At 47.3% G+C, this 17785-nt stretch carries 19 protein-coding genes and 1 tRNA gene; 10 read left to right on the plus strand and 10 right to left on the minus strand.

Annotated elements, in window-relative coordinates; translation table 11 throughout:
- Positions 1-52 precede the first annotated feature (52 nt).
- Positions 53-129, plus strand: a tRNA-Arg gene (locus Q4491_RS10125).
- Positions 130-403: 274 nt separating this feature from the next.
- On the plus strand, positions 404-577 hold the full coding sequence (locus Q4491_RS10130) for a hypothetical protein (protein WP_162940893.1): 174 nt from the start codon (positions 404-406) through the stop codon (positions 575-577).
- Positions 578-667: 90 nt separating this feature from the next.
- Here the strand turns inward: Q4491_RS10130 and gltX are convergent, their stop codons facing one another.
- Positions 668-2092, minus strand: a complete 1425-nt coding sequence (gene gltX / locus Q4491_RS10135) for a glutamate--tRNA ligase (protein ID WP_218383779.1) — start codon at positions 2090-2092, stop codon at positions 668-670.
- 252 nt (positions 2093-2344) lie between these two features.
- On the opposite strand from gltX, the gene Q4491_RS10140 reads away from it, so the two are divergent.
- Positions 2345-2983, plus strand: a complete 639-nt coding sequence (locus tag Q4491_RS10140; protein ID WP_237794790.1) for a DUF2057 domain-containing protein — start codon at positions 2345-2347, stop codon at positions 2981-2983.
- A 237-nt stretch (positions 2984-3220) separates the two neighbouring features.
- On the opposite strand, the gene Q4491_RS10145 is transcribed toward Q4491_RS10140, so the two are convergent.
- The 3 genes from Q4491_RS10145 to zipA all read right to left on the minus strand — a co-directional run bounded on the left by Q4491_RS10145 (position 3221) and on the right by zipA (position 8246).
- Positions 3221-4351 (minus strand): porin, encoded by a 1131-nt coding sequence (locus tag Q4491_RS10145; protein WP_192014674.1) that lies wholly within the window; start codon positions 4349-4351, stop codon positions 3221-3223.
- Between the two features lie 566 nt (positions 4352-4917).
- Entirely contained in the window at positions 4918-6930 is a 2013-nt protein-coding gene (ligA, locus tag Q4491_RS10150; protein ID WP_192014673.1) for an NAD-dependent DNA ligase LigA, read from the minus strand.
- A 194-nt stretch (positions 6931-7124) separates the two neighbouring features.
- On the minus strand, positions 7125-8246 hold the full coding sequence (gene zipA, locus Q4491_RS10155; protein ID WP_303457201.1) for a cell division protein ZipA: 1122 nt from the start codon (positions 8244-8246) through the stop codon (positions 7125-7127).
- A gap of 380 nt (positions 8247-8626) precedes the next feature.
- On the opposite strand from zipA, the gene cysZ reads away from it, so the two are divergent.
- The 5 genes from cysZ (at position 8627) to crr (ending at position 13492) form a co-directional block, all read left to right on the plus strand.
- A complete protein-coding gene (gene cysZ / locus Q4491_RS10160; RefSeq protein WP_218383783.1) occupies positions 8627-9394 on the plus strand; it encodes a sulfate transporter CysZ in 768 nt (255 codons plus the stop codon).
- Between the two features lie 223 nt (positions 9395-9617).
- Positions 9618-10586 (plus strand): cysteine synthase A, encoded by a 969-nt coding sequence (gene cysK / locus Q4491_RS10165; protein WP_027253898.1) that lies wholly within the window; start codon positions 9618-9620, stop codon positions 10584-10586.
- Between the two features lie 318 nt (positions 10587-10904).
- Positions 10905-11162, plus strand: a complete 258-nt coding sequence (locus Q4491_RS10170) for an HPr family phosphocarrier protein (protein WP_027253897.1) — start codon at positions 10905-10907, stop codon at positions 11160-11162.
- Between the two features lie 52 nt (positions 11163-11214).
- Positions 11215-12942, plus strand: coding sequence for a phosphoenolpyruvate-protein phosphotransferase PtsI (gene ptsI / locus Q4491_RS10175; protein ID WP_192014670.1), 1728 nt, complete (start codon positions 11215-11217; stop codon positions 12940-12942).
- Positions 12943-12982: 40 nt separating this feature from the next.
- Complete coding sequence (crr, locus tag Q4491_RS10180) at positions 12983-13492, plus strand: PTS glucose transporter subunit IIA (RefSeq protein ID WP_046219564.1); 510 nt, start codon at positions 12983-12985, stop codon at positions 13490-13492.
- Between the two features lie 77 nt (positions 13493-13569).
- Here crr and Q4491_RS10185 read toward each other — a convergent pair whose 3' ends face one another.
- The 3 genes from Q4491_RS10185 to Q4491_RS10195 form a co-directional block, all read right to left on the minus strand.
- Positions 13570-14469 (minus strand): Dyp-type peroxidase, encoded by a 900-nt coding sequence (locus Q4491_RS10185; RefSeq protein ID WP_303457210.1) that lies wholly within the window; start codon positions 14467-14469, stop codon positions 13570-13572.
- Between the two features lie 229 nt (positions 14470-14698).
- A complete protein-coding gene (locus Q4491_RS10190) occupies positions 14699-15100 on the minus strand; it encodes a hypothetical protein (protein WP_192014668.1) in 402 nt (133 codons plus the stop codon).
- A 19-nt stretch (positions 15101-15119) separates the two neighbouring features.
- The gene (locus Q4491_RS10195; RefSeq protein ID WP_225445036.1) at positions 15120-15647 is read right to left on the minus strand and encodes a DUF2919 domain-containing protein; all 528 of its coding nucleotides are present in this window, start codon (positions 15645-15647) and stop codon (positions 15120-15122) included.
- A 305-nt stretch (positions 15648-15952) separates the two neighbouring features.
- On the opposite strand from Q4491_RS10195, the gene Q4491_RS10200 reads away from it, so the two are divergent.
- Both Q4491_RS10200 and Q4491_RS10205 read left to right on the plus strand, forming a co-directional pair.
- Positions 15953-16294, plus strand: a complete 342-nt coding sequence (locus tag Q4491_RS10200; RefSeq protein WP_192014667.1) for a DUF2956 domain-containing protein — start codon at positions 15953-15955, stop codon at positions 16292-16294.
- Positions 16295-16376: 82 nt separating this feature from the next.
- Positions 16377-16574 carry a hypothetical protein gene (locus Q4491_RS10205; RefSeq protein ID WP_218383787.1) on the plus strand — a complete coding sequence of 66 codons (198 nt, stop codon included), beginning with the start codon at positions 16377-16379 and terminating at the stop codon, positions 16572-16574.
- Here the strand turns inward: Q4491_RS10205 and Q4491_RS10210 are convergent.
- The 3 genes from Q4491_RS10210 to Q4491_RS10220 are packed head-to-tail and all read right to left on the minus strand — an operon-like array spanning position 16571 to position 17785.
- Positions 16571-16708, minus strand: a complete 138-nt coding sequence (locus Q4491_RS10210; RefSeq protein ID WP_081669337.1) for a TIGR02808 family protein — start codon at positions 16706-16708, stop codon at positions 16571-16573. The two genes, Q4491_RS10205 and Q4491_RS10210, sit on opposite strands and share 4 nt — an antisense overlap.
- 10 nt (positions 16709-16718) lie before the next feature.
- Complete coding sequence (locus Q4491_RS10215; RefSeq protein ID WP_218383788.1) at positions 16719-17294, minus strand: NapC/NirT family cytochrome c; 576 nt, start codon at positions 17292-17294, stop codon at positions 16719-16721.
- 14 nt (positions 17295-17308) lie between these two features.
- Positions 17309-17785 carry a nitrate reductase cytochrome c-type subunit gene (locus Q4491_RS10220; protein ID WP_192014665.1) on the minus strand — a complete coding sequence of 159 codons (477 nt, stop codon included), beginning with the start codon at positions 17783-17785 and terminating at the stop codon, positions 17309-17311.

The following is a 17785-nucleotide window of genomic DNA, read 5'->3' on the forward strand; positions in this document are numbered from 1 at the left end:
CTTAATAATTCATCACTTTTGGGTATAATGGCCTTTCTGCATTTTCAGAAAGGCTCCCTTAGCTCAGCAGGATAGAGCGTCCCCCTCCTAAGGGGAAGGCCGCAGGTTCGACTCCTGCAGGGAGCGCCATTCCCCAAACGTTACACGCTTCTACTCTCTTCTTTGCTTCCTTCTGTCTCACTGATGAGATAAGACACGGCTTTTCCCTGCTCAAAGTGAAATTATTCACCGCTCGGCCACTCTATTTGCATGACAAGATTCTGACTCTTTTTAATAATTGAAAAATATGATCTTGTTCTAGTCTAATAGTGATAAAGACCAAGTGATAAAAGAAAACCAGAGAATATGTCCATAACATTCTCTTTTCACCTATCACTTTGTGCCGCCACAAAAGGAGAGAGCTATGAAAAAGTTCGCAATGTTCGTAACAGCCGCACTGATGGCGTTAAGCTTTAATGCGTTGGCTTATACATTGTCCGGAACACCAACTCAAATCCCACAAGATGCCATGCAATACTGTGCTGGCGCACAAAACTTTTGGGTTTGCGTAGATACATTTGAAAGACAAAACAAATAGCGCTCCACCCAAAGAAAAAGCGGAGGCACTGGCCTCCGCTTTTCATCTTCAAAACTTTATCTGTACTCAGCCACTCAATGACAGTGGTGATTAAGCATTCGCTTCGCGCTGTGCGATATAGTCGAGAGCCATTTGAATACGTGAAACAACACGCTCTTTACCGATCAGATGCATTACAGCGTCCACCGATGGTGATTGCCCCTGACCCGTTACCGCTACACGCAGCGGCATGCCGACTTTGCCCATCCCCAGCTCCAGCTCCTCACAGGTTTGCTGAATCAATTGATGTAATGCTTCAGTATTCCAGCTATCCAAGGCTTGCGCTTTGGCTTTCGCCAGTTCCAGTGCCTCTTTAGCCACCGGACGTAAGTGCTTTTTCGCCGCGGCTTCATCAAATGCGGAGAAATCCTGATAGAAATAGCGAGACTGAGCAGCAAGCTCAACCAGGGTATCGCAACGCTCAGCCAGCAGTTGAATCACGTCTGTAACAGCCGGGCCATTACTGGTAGCAATAGCCTGATGGTCCAGGTGCCATTGCAGATGCTTAGCCACGTATTCAGGCTCGCAGGTTTTGATGTAATGATTATTCAGCCAGCGAAGTTTGTCTGTGTTAAATGCAGATGCAGACTTGCTGATGTCGTCCAGACTGAAAAACTCAATCATTTCTTCCTGAGAGAAAATTTCCTGATCGCCATGTGACCATCCCAGCCGAACCAGATAGTTTAGCAACGCTTCAGGCAGATAACCGTCATCACGGTATTGCATCACGCTTACCGCACCATGACGCTTAGACAATTTGGCACCGTCATCACCCAGGATCATTGCACAATGTGCGAACTCAGGTACTGGCGCACCTAAGGCTTTGTAGATGTTGATCTGACGAGGCGTATTGTTGATATGATCTTCGCCACGTACCACGTGCGTGATCTGCATATCCCAATCATCAACCACTACGCAGAAGTTATACGTCGGGCTGCCATCAGTTCGACGGATAATCAAATCATCCATTTCACTGTTGCTGATTTCGATACGACCACGGATATGATCATCAAAAACAACGCTTCCTTCTTTCGGATTACGGAAACGAATCACAAACGGAGAGTCTGCAGTTGCCGCCGCATTGGCTGCAATAATACGAGGGTGACTGGCATCGTAACGGGGCTTCAGACCAGCAGCCATTTGCTCTTCACGAATTTCATCCAACAGCTCTTTTGAGCAATAGCACTTATACGCTTTATCTTCAGCCAGCAGTTGATCAACCAGCTGGTTATAACGGTCAAAACGCTTGGTTTGATAATATGGACCTTCATCCCAGTTCAGGCCCAGCCACTCCATACCTTCCATGATCGCATCAATAGCTTCCTGGGTGGAACGTTCGATATCAGTATCTTCAATACGAAGTACAAATTCGCCACCAGTGTGTTTAGCGTATAGCCAGGAATACAGTGCCGTACGGGCACCGCCGACATGGAGGAAGCCTGTTGGACTTGGAGCAAAACGAGTTTTAACCGTCATGAAAAGACCTTCAATCTAAATGATTCAAACGATAAGTGAGCATTAGCGGCATTCTACCACTGACACGCCAATCCTCAACCTGCTATTCAGGCAAGAGATGAAAACCTGATGCAATCGAGCGTAGCGAGAGTGACCAGCTTCAGATTATACAAGTTTGCCAGTTTTACTGCTTTACCCCGCTCACAGCCTCAGTAAACTGTATTTTTACAAACCCTACTCAAAAACTCCCTTAGCGCTTGAGGAATGTGCCCAATGAAACTGAAAAAGTTACTCCTGTCATCTGCGCTGTTGGCTTTAGCTTCTCCGTCAATGGCGCAGGTAAATGTAGAACTGCCGAAAGGTGTCCATCTTCTGGTTGTCAATGGCCAGGATGCTGGTTATTCCTCACTTGGCTTTAATCATCAGCCTGTTTTGGAATTGCCTGACGGACAAAACCAGGTCGTTTTTCGCATTGGAAAAATTGTCATGGAATCGGGCAGTCTGAAGACAAAATACGACTCAGTCCCTATTGTTGCACTTTTTGAAGCCACTGATACCAAACTGGAACTTAAGGTTCCACGTATTGATACCCTGGCACAAGGCCAGCAATACGATAAATCGCCAAGCTTCGACATACTTGATAACGGCAAACCTATTAATGTTAAGTCGGATACGCTGTCCGTTGGGTTTGATATCTCACCAAATTACGTCACATTGACCAAAGAGTACAACCAAACCCAAAGTGTTGCTTCGTTACACAATGCGCCACAATCGCAGCCAGGTACAACCAATACAGCGCAAGTGCCCAATCATCCTGATGTCGATAACATGCTGAAATACTGGTTTGAACAAGCCAGCCCTGAGAGCAGAAAAGCATTTCTGAGCTGGGCAATCAGCAACATGGATAAATAAGCCTGATCCGCTGAAACGAAAAAACAATCACCACCGCCATAGGCGGTGGTTTTGTGTTAGCAATAAAAAAAGCACCTTTAAAGGTGCTTTTGAAATCCCAGTCCAACGCTGACATTGCTTGCCTTAACATTGCTGTCTTAAACGGCTTATCTAAACAATGATTGCCCAACCCAGCTAAGCAAAAGGACCGGCCTTCAAGGCCGGCCAAAATGAAATAAGGCAGTAGCAGTTGAGCAATTAGAAGTAGTATTCTACTCCCCATCCCCAACCGAACTCAGCGTCTGAGTCGTCTTTCGAGATCATGTATGGACGAACATACGTCAGCGCAGAGTCATCCAGGAAGTACAGCGCCTGAGCAGAAACGATGTAATCTTCCGTACCTGAAACTGAGTTACCTTTAGCATCAGCTTCCAGGTTAGCGGCATAGTTGGCTTTAAACTGCCAGTTCGCCACACCGTTGTACACTGCACCAACAGAATAGCTGTTTTGGTCGATATCCAAATCAGTCACACTGATGTCAGTTCCATCAACAGTAAGGGTTGTATCTGCGTAATCGGCTTTTTCGTTTTTGAACGCACCGTACAGACCAAAATCACCCAGGTTCAGTTCGAAACCAAGCAGATAAGCATTGGTGTCAGAGAGTGTGTCACCTTCTACATCGGAATAAGTTGGTTTGTTACCTGGCTGCTGAGCTAAGTACGCATCATAGAATACGGAAGATGCACTTACTTTACGGTCGAAACCAGCTTCATAGCCAGCATGCAGAGTAAACATACCCGTTGAATAATGTGCACCAACGCCGTAGAAGTTAGAGTCTTTATTGCCTTCATCGCCACGACCAGCCGCTACGTTAAAGGTAAAGCCGCTGTAGTTGCCTGAGTCATAACGCACCATATTAGATTGACGATCGTAACGTGCACCGCCAACGACATCGCCGCCCCAGTCAAAAATAGCACCGGCACGCTGGCCTGAATACGGCCAGTCAATCATCTCATACAGAGGCGTCAGCATACGGCCCAAACGAACTTTACCGCCGTCATCAAAGCTCACACCCACGAAAGTATCACGCACACCCAGACCGGAGTTACCACCGTTATCACCGACGTCACCGCCTTCCAGCTGCCAGATCAAATTTGGACCGCGGGCCAGATCTTTTGAGCCACGCAGGCCGAAACGGGATTCGTTTTCAACTTTCAGCGGTGCATCACCACCACCGATTTTATCTTCGCCGAATTGCCATACAGAGACAGCAATCTGACCGTAAAGATCAACAGAGTCTGTTGCTGGTGCTGCTTGTGCTGATGCAGCCATAGTTGCAGCTGCTGCAACCGCAATTCCTAATACCGAACGCTTGAACACATTTTCCATGGAAAACTCCTAAAAAACTAGCTGTATACCTGCGTCAAAATGGTTGGCCGCCGTTGACGTCAGGTGATTCTCCCCAATATGTCAGTCAAACTTATAGTGAGTTTGCATTTCCATATTTTTGTTTGGTTGAGAACTTTATAAGTTCACAGCTAAGACTACTTTCGCAGCGCAAAACATCAATCAGAAGTTAATTTGTCGTTAAAAAAATATGATTCAGCGCAAATTTATCCAGTAACAGTGATCCTAGTCATGAAACTGCAATAACACCAATAAACCCAAACAATAACCGATAAATAACAACCACTTATAAAAACAACCATCTCATTAATGAGATCTTGATAGTAGTTTTATGCATGTTGCAACAATCGTTTCACATAAATGTAAGATCTTACTTCTTATGCCATTTTTGTTAAATTTCCATTAATTTATTCTGATATCGCTATTAAAATGCTTTTCATCCGATCATAAAAAACATGATTCGAAAAAAGTTATTCACCAAACCAATAAATAAAAAGCCTGTCTCAGTCAGACAGGCTTTCATCTATTTTCACAGCTTAAATAAACAATCAGGATCCGAGTCTGGCCAGCAGTTCCGCTTCATCCCAGATTTCAATGCCCAGCTCTTGTGCTTTGGTCAGCTTGGAACCTGCCGCTTCTCCCGCAACCAGCAAATCCGTTTTCTTGGAAACGCTGCCTGTAACCTTGGCACCAAGCGCCTCTAATGCCTCTTTGGCACCGGAACGGCTGAGCTGGGAAAGTGTGCCGGTCAGCACCACCACCTTTCCGGCAAGAGGCAGTTCCGCATCATCAGCCGGCTTTTCAATATCTGGCCAGTAAACCCCTTGGTTTAACAAGTCAGAGATCACAGCCCGATTATGCTCTTCCTGGAAAAAATTATGCGTGTGGGCAGCAACTATTGCCCCGACATCAGGCACTTCAACAAGTTGCTCCGGCGTGGCGGCCATTACGGCTTCCAATGTGAAGAAATGTTTTGCCAGATTTGCAGCGGTCGCTTCACCCACTTCCCGAATCCCCAGTGAGTACAGAAAACGAGGAAGGGTGGTCTGTTTTGCCTTCTGGAATGCATCAACCAGCTTCTGGGCTGACTTTGGCCCCATGCGCTCAAGACCTGTCAGTATCCCGGCAGACAGCTTAAATAAGTCGGCTGGCGTTTCGACCATTTCTTTGTCGACCAGTTGCTCAATGACCTTAGTACCGCAGCCATCCACATCCAGCGCCTTGCGTGATACAAAATGCTTTAAGGCTTCTGTACGCTGAGCCTGGCAAATCAGACCGCCAGAGCAGCGTGTCACCGCCTCTCCTTCCACCCGCTCAAGTGCAGACTGGCAAACAGGACAGGTTTCCGGAAACACTATGGCCTGCGCATCATCAGGCCGGCGAGAGAGCACCACAGAGACGACTTGCGGAATGACATCGCCAGCACGGCGGATTACCACAGTATCGCCAATCATGACGCCCAGACGGGCAATTTCATCGGCATTGTGCAGCGTAGCGTTGCTCACTGTGACTCCACCAACCATGACAGGCTGCAATTTCGCCACAGGCGTAATTGCCCCGGTCCGGCCTACCTGGAACTCAACATTATTTAGCAGCGTCAGCTCTTCCTGTGCCGGGAACTTATACGCCACGGCCCATCTTGGCGCTCTGGCAACAAATCCCAGTTGCTGCTGATGACTGATACCATCAACCTTAATGACAACCCCGTCTATCTCATAACTCAGCGCCTGACGCTTTTCACCTATCCCCTGATAGAAGCCAATCACTTCACTCAGGTTATGCAGCAACCGTGTTTCAGGGCACATTGGCAGGCCCCACTCTTTTAACTGACATAAGCGCTCATACTGGCTGCCTGCCAGCTCCGTGCCTTCAACAACGCCAACTGAATAGGCATAAAAGCTCAAAGGCCGGGTCGCTGTGATGCGCGGATCCAGCTGGCGCAGGCTGCCTGCAGCCGCATTACGCGGATTCGCGAACACTTTCTCACCTTTTTTTGCTGCCCGGGCGTTCAGATCTTCAAAGCCTTTTTTCGGCATAAAGACTTCACCACGCACCTCTAGTCGCACCGGCCAGTCGCTGCCGCGTAATTTCAATGGAATGGCGCGAATGGTTTTAACATTGGCGGTAATGTTCTCGCCCGTGGTGCCATCGCCACGCGTAGCGGCCTGAACCAGTACGCCGTTTTCATACATCAGGCTGACGGCCAGGCCATCCAGTTTGGGTTCACAGCAATAAGACACTGCAGCTGTTGCTGCCAGACGCTCTCGGATTCGGCGGTCGAAGCTCTGCAATTCTTCGTCAGAAAATGCATTATCCAGCGACAGCATAGGCAATTCATGATTGATCTGGGTAAAAGCCGCCAAAGGCTCACCGCCAACACGCTGGCTGGGTGAGTCAGTCGTAATCAGTTCAGGATGCGCAGCTTCCAACGCCAGTAATTCTTGCATTAAACGATCATACTCAGCGTCCGGAACCTCAGGGTTATCCAGAACGTAATACCGGTAGCCATGATAAGCAAGCTGCTCACGCAGGGAGATCAGCCTGGCTTGGATGTCTGTCATTTTTCTTTTCCTACATCAATTCTTATCGCTATCACTAGCGGGTATCAGGACGGTATTGTTTGTGGCGGTAGCACCTGAGTGCAATGGGCCATCACTCACCTTTATTAGTCATATTACCGATTCCTGAACACTAAAACACAGGGCCCCTAACCGGGGCCCTGTTATTGATAAATTCTGGGCAATATTCACACCTGTTACAGGTATTTTTTCGCTTTTTCCCGGTAACCTTTCAAGCGCTGTGGCGTAATCAGATTACGCTCGTGATCCAAAATATCAGCGCCCATCTCATCCGCAATACGTTGTACGGTTTGCAGCATCAGATTGAAATTGTCATCGGCACGGCCGTGGCAAGGCAGCATCAGATAAAAAGCAATGCCAGGTGTAGCAAACTCATCCAATTGATCTTGCGGGAAGTACCCTGGGCTGACCATGTTCGCGACAGTAAATAGCACAGGCTCGGTACCTGCCAGATCAACATGGCGATGATAAACCGAGTTTTCACCATAAATCAGATGATGCCGTTCCAGGCACTGGAACAACTTCACACCCGTCAGCATTTCACCACCGCGGGCATGAACATTCAGAACCAGGAAATCAGGCTCAGGCGGCGGCTCTTCAGCCTGTACTTTTTGCGCCACAGCTATGTCAGCTTCTGACTGTTGTGAAAGCACTTCACCCTGTTCGGCAGCAGATGATGTGTGCTCCGGTGCAGAATCTGAGCCTGAGTCTGAAACCTCACCCGACACAGTGAATGACGGTTCTGAATCCTGAGCCTGTGCATGGTCGTGAATGGTTTCCGGCACTGACTGCCAGACGTTTTCCGGTGCTGGGTCTCTCGTCGGTACCGATTCCTGTACCAAGGCCTGAGTCGACTCTTGAACAGATCCCTGAACAGTTTCCTGAACAGTTTCCTGAACAGTTTTCCTTGGCGGTTCGGTTGGCGTTACCAGATGAGATTCTACTTCAGTCGCCGAACTGGATGAGGCCGGCTTGCGTTCTTGATCAACAGGATCAGCGGCGGCACTGAACAAAGGATCGATCTCCAGTTCGTCACCGAAATGCAGCTCAGGCTCTCTTCGCTCGGCCCGCTTTGCTGCTCCTTCCGGAACCGGGCTACCGGCAACAACCCTGACAGAACCTATTCCGTCCTGATCAAAGCCTTCATTATCTTTTTCCTTACCCTCTGCCAGTCGGCCAATGGGCTTCTCGCCGAACTTGGCGGGTTTGTCCTTCCGGCTTGACCACAATCCGTGCAACAGAAGCGCTGAAATAGCCAGCACTCCCACAATAATTAGAACCAGACGCAATTCCTGCATTATGAATACTCTGAATAACTTGTTTACCTGACAAAGACGGCCTGAAGCAGTGAATCCATTCAGTCTGAATACGATTGCTGTTCAGACGCAGACCAACTTAGCGAGTCACACCTGAGATTTTTTGTTGAACTAAACAGCCTATCTCATGAAGGTATTATCCTTAATGTATCAAAACTCAAATCCGAAAGAGAAGTTCAATGTTGTGATTGATGTCATATAGTGCATTTGAGCACAATTTTCCGCCAAACTGCTGGCAAATTTGACTTAAGAGACTATACGCCCCAATTGATTAGTCGTTATAGATACCGTTACTATGCCTGCATCCATATCCTGACGCCTTATATTGGCATTGCAACAGGAAATCCAGTAGGAGACCAACGATGTCTAAAGCGACATACAACACCACACCCATTGGCGGGGCAGGTTATTTTTTTCGCGGCGTTTCTCTGGCGATACAGCCAGGCACGCGTCGTTTTGTGATCATTCCACTATTAATCAATATCCTGCTTTTTGGTGCCGCATTCGGATACACACTGACTCAATTGGATGACTGGATTAACGGCTGGCTATCCAGCTTGCCCGGTTGGCTGGATTGGTTGTCTTATTTGCTGTGGCCTTTATTAGCCATCGCATTGCTGGTCATACTGTCCTATTTTTTCAGTACGATTGCCAATTGGATAGCCGCGCCGTTTAACGGACTGTTAGCCGAACACCTGGAAGCCAAGCTGACTGGGGAGGCGCCGCCTGACGCCGGAATCGGGGCAATCATCAAAGATCTCCCCCGTATCCTGCACCGTGAGTGGGTCAAGCTGAGGTATTACCTGCCCAAAGCCCTGGGCTTACTGATACTGCTATGGATTCCTATGGTGGGGCAGACACTTGGCCCGGTTTTGTGGTTTCTGTTCAGTGCCTGGATGATGACGATTCAGTATGTCGACTACCCTTTCGACAACCACAAGATCCCCTTCAATACCATGCGTGATGCCCTCAAAGAGCGTCGCGGCAAATCCCTCAGCTTCGGCAGCCTTGTCATGCTGTGTACCATGACACCGATTCTGAACCTGTTTGTCATGCCTGTCGCCGTTTGCGGCGCAACAGCCATGTGGGTTGATCATTACCGGCAGCCCATGCTCAACCGTCGTCAGTAAACTCTGCCTGAGAGGAGTTTTTGCTCCTCTCTTCTCGCGACCTCTGCTCAGTCAATATGCTCTCAGTGTCACTACATATTACTCATAAGGAATAATAAAGCGGCACAGTTCACACCTTTTCTTATAACTCTAAGATATAACAATAAATTCCTTTCCAATGCGTGGTCAGCGATTATGCTTTGACTATCATTTGTTGATAACGTGTCACCAAGGAACGACAAGCATGAGTAAGATTTACGAAGATAATTCTCTGACAATTGGTAATACCCCATTGGTACGCCTGAACCGTGTCAGCAAAGGCAATGTTCTGGCAAAAATTGAATCACGCAACCCAAGCTTCAGCGTTAAATGCCGTATCGGTGCCAACATGATTTGGGATGCTGAAAAACGTGGCGTGCTGAAACAAGGTGTAGAGCTGGTTGAACCTACCAGTGGTAACACAGGTATTGCCCTTGCCTTTGTTGCCGCCGCCCGCGGTTACAAACTGACTCTGACGATGCCAGAGAGTATGAGTCTGGAGCGTCGTAAACTGCTCAAAGCACTCGGTGCCAACCTGGTTCTGACCGAAGCACCAAAAGGCATGAAAGGTGCGATTGAGAAAGCAGAAGAAATTGTCGCTTCTGATCCGGAAAAATACCTGCTGCTGCAGCAGTTTGATAACCCTGCTAACCCGCAAATTCACGAAAAGACCACAGGCCCGGAAATTTGGGATGCAACCGAAGGCGACATTGATGTGTTCGTTTCTGGTGTAGGTACCGGTGGTACTCTGACTGGTGTTAGCCGCTTTATCAAACAGCAGAAAGGTAAAGCCATCACCACGGTTGCCGTTGAGCCAAGCGAATCTCCCGTTATTACTCAGGCATTGAACGGTGAAGAGATCAAACCGGCTCCGCACAAAATTCAGGGTATCGGCGCAGGCTTCATCCCTGGCAACCTGGATCTGTCTCTGATTGATGAAGTAGAGCGTGTCAGCTCGGAAGATGCGATAGCTATGGCTCAGCGTCTGATGGAAGAAGAAGGCATTCTGGCAGGTATCTCTTCAGGTGCCGCTGTGGTTGCAGCAAACCGCCTTGCAGAGCGCCCGGAATTCGCTGGTAAAAACATTGTTGTAGTGCTACCGAGTTCAGGTGAGCGCTATCTCTCATCGGCATTGTTCGCTGGTATCTTTACAGAAAAAGAAACCCAACAGTGATCACAAAACTGCCATTTTTGATAAGCATTTGTTAAAGTCAAGCCCCTCAATAGGGGCTTTTTTATTGCTTTTTGACCTTAGCTTTAATATAAATCCGACCACGCTTTTATTTTCAGCATCGAAATAAAAGAGTGAAAATTGACCTGGTCGATGTTTGCCGGGTCACAAACCTCTTAGAATGGGTTTCAGACATAGACTAAATCAATGTAAGTGAATGTGAAATTAGAACCTAAATTAGCAAGCTTTCGCTATTGGGATTAAGCTTACTTTCAGTTACGTGATTATTACATAATACGATATTAAGAATCGGGGTGAAAAATGTATCAGAAGCAAGTTGAGATCACTGCAGAAAACGGCCTACACACTCGTCCTGCTGCGCAATTCGTTAAAGAAGCCAAAGGTTTTGACGCTGATATCACAGTGACTTCTAATGGTAAAAGCGCAAGTGCTAAAAGCCTGTTCAAACTGCAAACACTAGGCCTGGTTAAAGGCACTGTGGTCACCATTTCAGCTGAAGGTTCACAAGCTCAGGAAGCTGTTGATCACCTGGTTGCCCTGATGGACCAGCTGCACTAATCGGCCGCAGTACATTATTTCCCTAGTTGTTTGTTAAATTTAAGGTAAGGCTATGATTTCAGGTATCCTGGCATCTCCTGGCATCGCTTTTGGTAAAGCGCTGCTACTGCAGGAAGAAGAGATTACTCTCGACAAGTCACCCATTTCTGCCGATCAAATCGAAAAAGAAATTGAGTGCTTCTTCAATGCGCGTCAGAAATCTTCTGAGCAACTCAACGTTATCAAAGAGAAAGCACGTATTACCTTCGGTGAAGAGAAGGAAGCCATCTTTGAAGGCCACATCATGTTGCTTGAAGATGAAGAGCTTGAAGAGGAAATCATAGCCTTCATTAAAGATAACAAAGCACGAGCCGCCTGTGCGATCCACGCTATCATTGAAGAGCAGGCAACCACGCTGGAATCTCTGGATGATGAGTACCTGAAAGAGCGTGCCACCGACATCCGTGATATCGGTAATCGTGTGGTGAAAAACGCACTGGGTATCAACATAGTCAATCTGAGTGCCATCAATGAAGAAGTGATACTGGTGGCCAACGATCTGACGCCTTCAGAAACGGCGCAAATCAATCTGAAATACGTGCTGGGTTTTGCTACCGACATAGGTGGCCGCACGTCTCACACCTCAATCATGGCTCGTTCACTCGAATTACCTGCCATTGTGGGTACGAACGACATCACCAAACAAGTGAAAAACGGTGACATGCTGGTGTTGGATGCCATTAATAACCAAATCGTTATTAATCCGTCAGCAGACGAAATGGCAAAGTTCAAAACCATTCGCGATGAGTATCAGGCAGAAAAAGATGAACTCGCGAAACTGAAAGATTTGCCGGCAATTACCCTTGATGGCCAGCAGGTAGAGGTGTGCGGCAACATAGGTACAGTAAAAGACTGTGAAGGCGTAAACCGTAACGGTGGCGAAGGTGTTGGTCTGTACCGTACTGAATTCCTGTTCATGGACCGCGATTCACTGCCGACCGAAGACGAACAGTATCAGGCTTATAAAGATGTGGCAGAAGCCATGCTTGGTCAGTCAGTGATCATCCGCACCATGGATATCGGCGGTGATAAAGATCTGCCGTATATGGACCTGCCAAAAGAAATGAATCCATTCCTGGGTTGGCGCGCAGTGCGTATCAGCCTGGATCGTCGTGAAATCCTGCGTGCTCAGCTGCGCGCTATACTGCGTGCCTCTGCACACGGTAAGCTGCGTGTGATGTTCCCGATGATTATCTCTGTCGAAGAGATTCGTGAACTGAAAAACGAGTTGGAAACCTACAAAGCAGAACTCCGTGAAGAAGGCATTGCTTTCGACGACAAGATTGAAGTTGGTGTCATGGTTGAAACACCAGCTGCAGCAGCAATTGCTCACCATTTAGCCAAAGAAGTTGACTTCTTTAGCATTGGTACAAACGACTTAACCCAGTATACTCTGGCTGTTGACCGTGGTAACGAGCTGATTTCTCATCTATATAATCCAATGTCACCCGCAGTGTTAACTGTCATCAAGCAAGTCATCGATGCTTCCCACAAGGAAGGTAAATGGACTGGCATGTGCGGTGAGTTAGCTGGTGATGATCGTGCGACCCTGCTATTGCTTGGTATGGGCCTTGATGAGTTCAGCATGAGTGCGATTTCAATCCCACGCATCAAAAAAGTGATTCGTAACAGTAACTTTGCTGATGTGAAGCTGATGGCCGAGCAAGCACTTGCTCTGCCAACTGCCGCGGAAATCGAAGCACACGTAGAGACATTTATCGCAGAAAAAACCATCTGCTAAGATAGCTGCAGATAGAATAACAACGCTTAGGAGCAACACTATGGGTCTGTTTGACAAATTGAAGAAGCTGGTTTCTGACGACACCAATGAAACTGGTGCTATTGAGATCATCGCCCCGCTTTCAGGTGAAATCGTAAATATCGAAGATGTGCCTGATGTTGTTTTTGCTGAGAAAATTGTTGGTGACGGTATCGCTATCAAACCAGCAGGTAACAAGATGGTTGCCCCGGTAAACGGCACTATCGGTAAAATATTTGAAACCAACCACGCATTCTCTATCGAGTCTGATGACGGTGTAGAGCTGTTCGTTCACTTCGGTATTGATACCGTTGAATTGAAAGGCGAAGGCTTCACACGTATAGCAGAAGAAGGTCAAACAGTGAAAGTGGGTGACACTATCATTGAGTTCGATCTGGCTGTACTGGAAGAAAAAGCGAAGTCTACTCTTACGCCTGTAGTGATTTCTAACATGGATGAAATCAAAGAGCTGAGTAAGCTGTCCGGCGCCGTCACCGTGGGTGAAACACCTGTACTGCGCATCAAGAAGTAAAACACCTTGATGTAAAGTATGAGTTAATAAAATGCCGCCTTTTCAGGCGGCATTTTTGCATCATTGAATGATCAAAATCATCCCTGCAGCTGCATCAGCATTTCTGTCGAGGGTACAAAGAAGTAAGCGCCGGTAACCGCCTTGGTAAAATCCAGCAGCTTATCAGTCTGCCCGTCTTTTTCACCATACATACTGTCGAGCATTTCGCGGAAGTTTCGTTGCTGCGCACAATAGGCAATAAACAATAAGCCATGTTCACCGCTCACAGTGCCGTATGGCAAACTATGACGTACAATTTTTAACCCTTTCCCCTCTTCTTTCAGATCCACCCTGCCCACGTGTGAGTCAGCCGGAACCTCATCCAGCTCAACTGAATCTGGTTTAGTGCGCCCGATAATTTGCTCCTGCTGAGCAACATTCACAGCATGCCAGGCAGGTAAATTATGAACAAACCGCTGGAGCATCACGAAGCTTCCTCCGGCAAATGGCCCATCAGGAATGATTGCAATCTCTTGTCTGGCCGCTTGTTTCTTCGGATTCTCAGTGCCGTCAATAAAACCGGTGAGATCACGGGCGTCCAGATACCGGAAGCCATTCGTTTCATCGATCAATTCCACTTCCGAAGCTATGGGCTGCATGAAGCTGCTCAGCAGATGAAAATTCAGGTCATGCCGATTAGAGTGAACATGAAGCAGCAAGTCACCGCCCGTGGATGGCGCAGTAACATCACCGCTTCCCAAAGGCGCAAACTCTTCAAAGTCGTTAGGACACCCTTTTTCAAATTGTTGCCAGAACGCTTTGCCGAAACTAAAGCTTAGGTGAATACAGGCACTCACGTGCTGTTGATTTAGCTTTTCCGCTACTTCAAGCAGCCCCTGGCACTGACGTATAACCTTGTCTTTATTTCCTACAAGGTTAAACACACAGACCAAGGAATACGGGCCCGCTTCAGGTAAAATGGCACTTTGTGGCGTCACATTCATTCTCCCAATATTGCGTTTTTCTATACTCAGCTCTTTGATAATACAACCAGTCTGATTGCAGCATCCAAGAAGAAAAGTATATTGTAATTTACTCTGAGTTAAGCATATTGATCATGGGCAGCCAAGTCAGAAAAACGCTCATTTTCGACAAAATGTTGCAGAGAAAAAGCAAAAAGCGCCAAAAAGGCGCTTTTATCACATTTTTCCAGAATATGCTGAAACTTTACGCTGACATCACGGCAACTTGCAGCTTTACTGAGTTCAGTTCATCGTCTTGCGACGACTCAAATGATGCTGGTGTATCCAGCCCGGTCGAAATCACTGGTGCCGCCAATATCCGCCAGGCACCATCATCCAGTTGCTCCTGGATTTTAAATTTAATTTTGACTTCTTCTGCGGATACTTCCAGTAATTCAGCACTACCGAAAAACTTTCGCCGCTGCTCACCTTCAGTTGTACCGAAGATCACTGTTTCCTCACCCGGTAGCAACTGTATTGAAGTCGCTACCGACTGACGATAACCTGCACTTGACAGCTCCAGGTTCACATTCAATAACCAGTCTGCCATTGCCAAAGGGCTAAGTAAGGCGCTAAACAGCACAACTCCTCTTCCCAAATCATTCATCTGACACTTTCTCCATAGGCTAATTGGCAAATGTATGTCTGACTCGGGAACTTCGTACCAGATAAGCCATTAGCCAAATGGTTGCCAGCAAAGTAACCGCTGCCGGCCAGCTAAAGGCGCCTCTTAACAATGTCAGTTGGTACACTTGCAATATTAAATCAAGAGCATAACCAAGCAGCAAAACAAATCTGCCGTACCGCCATACTCCATTTATCATGTTGTTATTTTTATGTCTCAGTCCACTCAGCCACATCAGGAACACGGCTGGCAAACCTATCCCCATCAAGAAGTACAAATTCTCAGTATGAGGAAAAAACAACTGGAGCAGCTCAGCACCTTGTGCCCGGCTTACACCAGCCATGACAAATACTCCCCACCCCCTGGCACTGAACAGCATACTTAACCATAACAAGCCGGAAGGTTTAAGCAGACCATTGCTGTCGTAAGCATCTATTGAATACATGCGTGTGGCGCTCAGAAACAGGAAAATCATATTTATCTTTCCTGACAATAAATGATATGGATCAATTGGCAAAGGTACAGACATTCGTTCTGCGTTATAACGCACGGATTAATTACTTAACCTGTAATCTTGATCACGGTTTTACGTATATTTAACAAACAATGAAAAGTACTATGATTTCTTCAGAAGCAACAATTTCAATATCACGATAATAACTAATGGTATTTCATTCACTTACTACAGCTTGTGATCCAAAAAAATCGCGCGCTGGTTGATGTGAAACACTACAATATGTAGGAATATTCCTACAAAATGCAGCCATTTAGCACAAGTACAACAACGGTATAAAATGCTATTAAATCGATACATTTACCATTAACGAGCACGCAATGAACAAAACGACCCAATCACCCTCACCAGAAACGCAAGCTGAAGCGATGCAAATTGCCAGAGCCACACAAAAACCCGGACAGACAAAAGAACAGACCAAGCTGATCGCACAAGGGATTCAGAAGGGCATCGAACTCTATAAAAAACAGCAAAAGGCCAAAGCGCGCGAAAGGGATAAGTTTCGTAAGAAGCAGTTAAAAGAAAAAACGGCGCCCGATCCCACGGTTCAGGCTCAGTCGGAGCACACTGAAGTGCAGAAAATCGTCACACAGAGTCCGATAGCTTGGATACTACTGGTGTTATCCTGGGCAGGATTCATTGGTTGGCACTTTATTAAGTGATGTATAAATAGCCCACAAATGCACTTGATAACAATTAGCATTTGCATCTATACTTATCCGTAGATTTTCAAAGGATATATGTATGGGGCGGAATGTGTTTCGTATTATCTGTTTGCTTGGTTTGGCCTGCGTTGCTGTACTTCACTTGGGTGAAATTTGGCTTACAGGCCACACACCATTTGTTGCATTGCTGACTGACTGGCTGCCGCTCTATACTGCCTGGCTGGCGGCTTTAGTTATCAGCTACAAGCCGCCTGGTCAGGGAAATGGCTGTACTTAACGGCCAGGTTTATCTTTACCGATTGAGAGTATCCATAAAGACACAACCGCAACCATCAGAAAGCCCGTTAATATAATCACGGGCATGGCGGCATAGCCAAGTACATGCCAGATAATCGATTCTAGAGTACTCATTGCTCTCTCCTTATTGCCAGCCTTCAACGTCTCTCATATCAGGCAGTCGGTGGGCTATCCCTTTATGACAATCCACACAGGTTTTATCTCCTGAAGCGAGCGCCTCTGAATGCTGTTTCACTGCGCGTGACCCTTGCTCAGAATAATCCATGTAGTCAAATTGGTGACAGTTCCGGCATTCCTTGGAGTCGTTGTTTTTCATTCGGCTCCATTCGCGGTGAGCAAGGTGCCCCCGCCTGGCCTGAAATTTCTCCTCGGTGTTTATCGTCCCCATCGCAAACGCAAACAGCTCTTTCGATGCCTGGACTTTACGGACAATCTTGTCTGTCCACTCATGAGGAACGTGACAATCTGAACAAATCGCCCGCACACCCGAGCGGTTTGAGTAATGAATGGTTTCACGTATCTCCTTCACTATGGGTGCGTGGCAGCCAGAGCAGAAAGCTTCAGTGTTCGTGGCCTCCATCCCTGTATTAAATGCCCCCCAGAACAGTAAACCACCCATAAAGCCCAGAAACAGCACCACACCCGCTGCCGCTTTACTCGGCGAACTCAGACGACGCCAGAAGCGTTTAATGATATTCATAACTGGCTCCGTCGTTATTTTTCATCCAGGGCATCAACCCGTTTGAACGTGTTGTCCACCAAGGGAGTCGCATCGGCCTGTGGCACATGGCACTGCAAACAGAAATAGCGGCTGGGCGACACATCTGACAAAACCTGCCCGTGGCGAGGAGAGCGGTAATGGGTCACGCTGATTTTAGTCGCCCCCATTTCGTTGGCGTATTTCCAGCTGTGGCACGACAAGCACTTATTGGCATTCAGCGACACCTCGTAGTTGCGGATGGTGTGTGGGATTAGCGGCGGCTGATACACATAATCGCTGTCAATCGGCTGGCCGTCTTTCGGGTACTTTTTCCAGTTTTCACCGGGAAAAGTATCTTTAATTTCCGTCTGACCACGTAACGAATGCAGACCACCGTTACCGCCCACCAGCTCTTCGTTAGCGGCATGAGCCGCCCCGAATGCAAGTAACAAGACCATCAAGCCACTGGCAAATTTAGATGTAATTTTCAT

The organism is Photobacterium sp. 2_MG-2023 (assembly GCF_030547675.1).
GTDB lineage: Bacteria > Pseudomonadota > Gammaproteobacteria > Enterobacterales > Vibrionaceae > Photobacterium > Photobacterium arenosum.

Coding starts and splice junctions, on each gene's coding strand:
- Q4491_RS10130 (WP_162940893.1), top strand. CDS start 404: ATGAAAAAGTTCGCAATGTTCGTAACAGCCGCACTGATGGCGTTAAGC.
- gltX (WP_218383779.1), bottom strand. CDS start 2,092: ATGACGGTTAAAACTCGTTTTGCTCCAAGTCCAACAGGCTTCCTCCAT.
- Q4491_RS10140 (WP_237794790.1), top strand. CDS start 2,345: ATGAAACTGAAAAAGTTACTCCTGTCATCTGCGCTGTTGGCTTTAGCT.
- Q4491_RS10145 (WP_192014674.1), bottom strand. CDS start 4,351: ATGGAAAATGTGTTCAAGCGTTCGGTATTAGGAATTGCGGTTGCAGCA.
- ligA (WP_192014673.1), bottom strand. CDS start 6,930: ATGACAGACATCCAAGCCAGGCTGATCTCCCTGCGTGAGCAGCTTGCT.
- zipA (WP_303457201.1), bottom strand. CDS start 8,246: ATGCAGGAATTGCGTCTGGTTCTAATTATTGTGGGAGTGCTGGCTATT.
- cysZ (WP_218383783.1), top strand. CDS start 8,627: ATGTCTAAAGCGACATACAACACCACACCCATTGGCGGGGCAGGTTAT.
- cysK (WP_027253898.1), top strand. CDS start 9,618: ATGAGTAAGATTTACGAAGATAATTCTCTGACAATTGGTAATACCCCA.
- Q4491_RS10170 (WP_027253897.1), top strand. CDS start 10,905: ATGTATCAGAAGCAAGTTGAGATCACTGCAGAAAACGGCCTACACACT.
- ptsI (WP_192014670.1), top strand. CDS start 11,215: ATGATTTCAGGTATCCTGGCATCTCCTGGCATCGCTTTTGGTAAAGCG.
- crr (WP_046219564.1), top strand. CDS start 12,983: ATGGGTCTGTTTGACAAATTGAAGAAGCTGGTTTCTGACGACACCAAT.
- Q4491_RS10190 (WP_192014668.1), bottom strand. CDS start 15,100: ATGAATGATTTGGGAAGAGGAGTTGTGCTGTTTAGCGCCTTACTTAGC.
- Q4491_RS10195 (WP_225445036.1), bottom strand. CDS start 15,647: ATGTCTGTACCTTTGCCAATTGATCCATATCATTTATTGTCAGGAAAG.
- Q4491_RS10200 (WP_192014667.1), top strand. CDS start 15,953: ATGAACAAAACGACCCAATCACCCTCACCAGAAACGCAAGCTGAAGCG.
- Q4491_RS10205 (WP_218383787.1), top strand. CDS start 16,377: ATGGGGCGGAATGTGTTTCGTATTATCTGTTTGCTTGGTTTGGCCTGC.
- Q4491_RS10210 (WP_081669337.1), bottom strand. CDS start 16,708: ATGAGTACTCTAGAATCGATTATCTGGCATGTACTTGGCTATGCCGCC.
- Q4491_RS10215 (WP_218383788.1), bottom strand. CDS start 17,294: ATGAATATCATTAAACGCTTCTGGCGTCGTCTGAGTTCGCCGAGTAAA.
- Q4491_RS10220 (WP_192014665.1), bottom strand. CDS start 17,785: ATGAAAATTACATCTAAATTTGCCAGTGGCTTGATGGTCTTGTTACTT.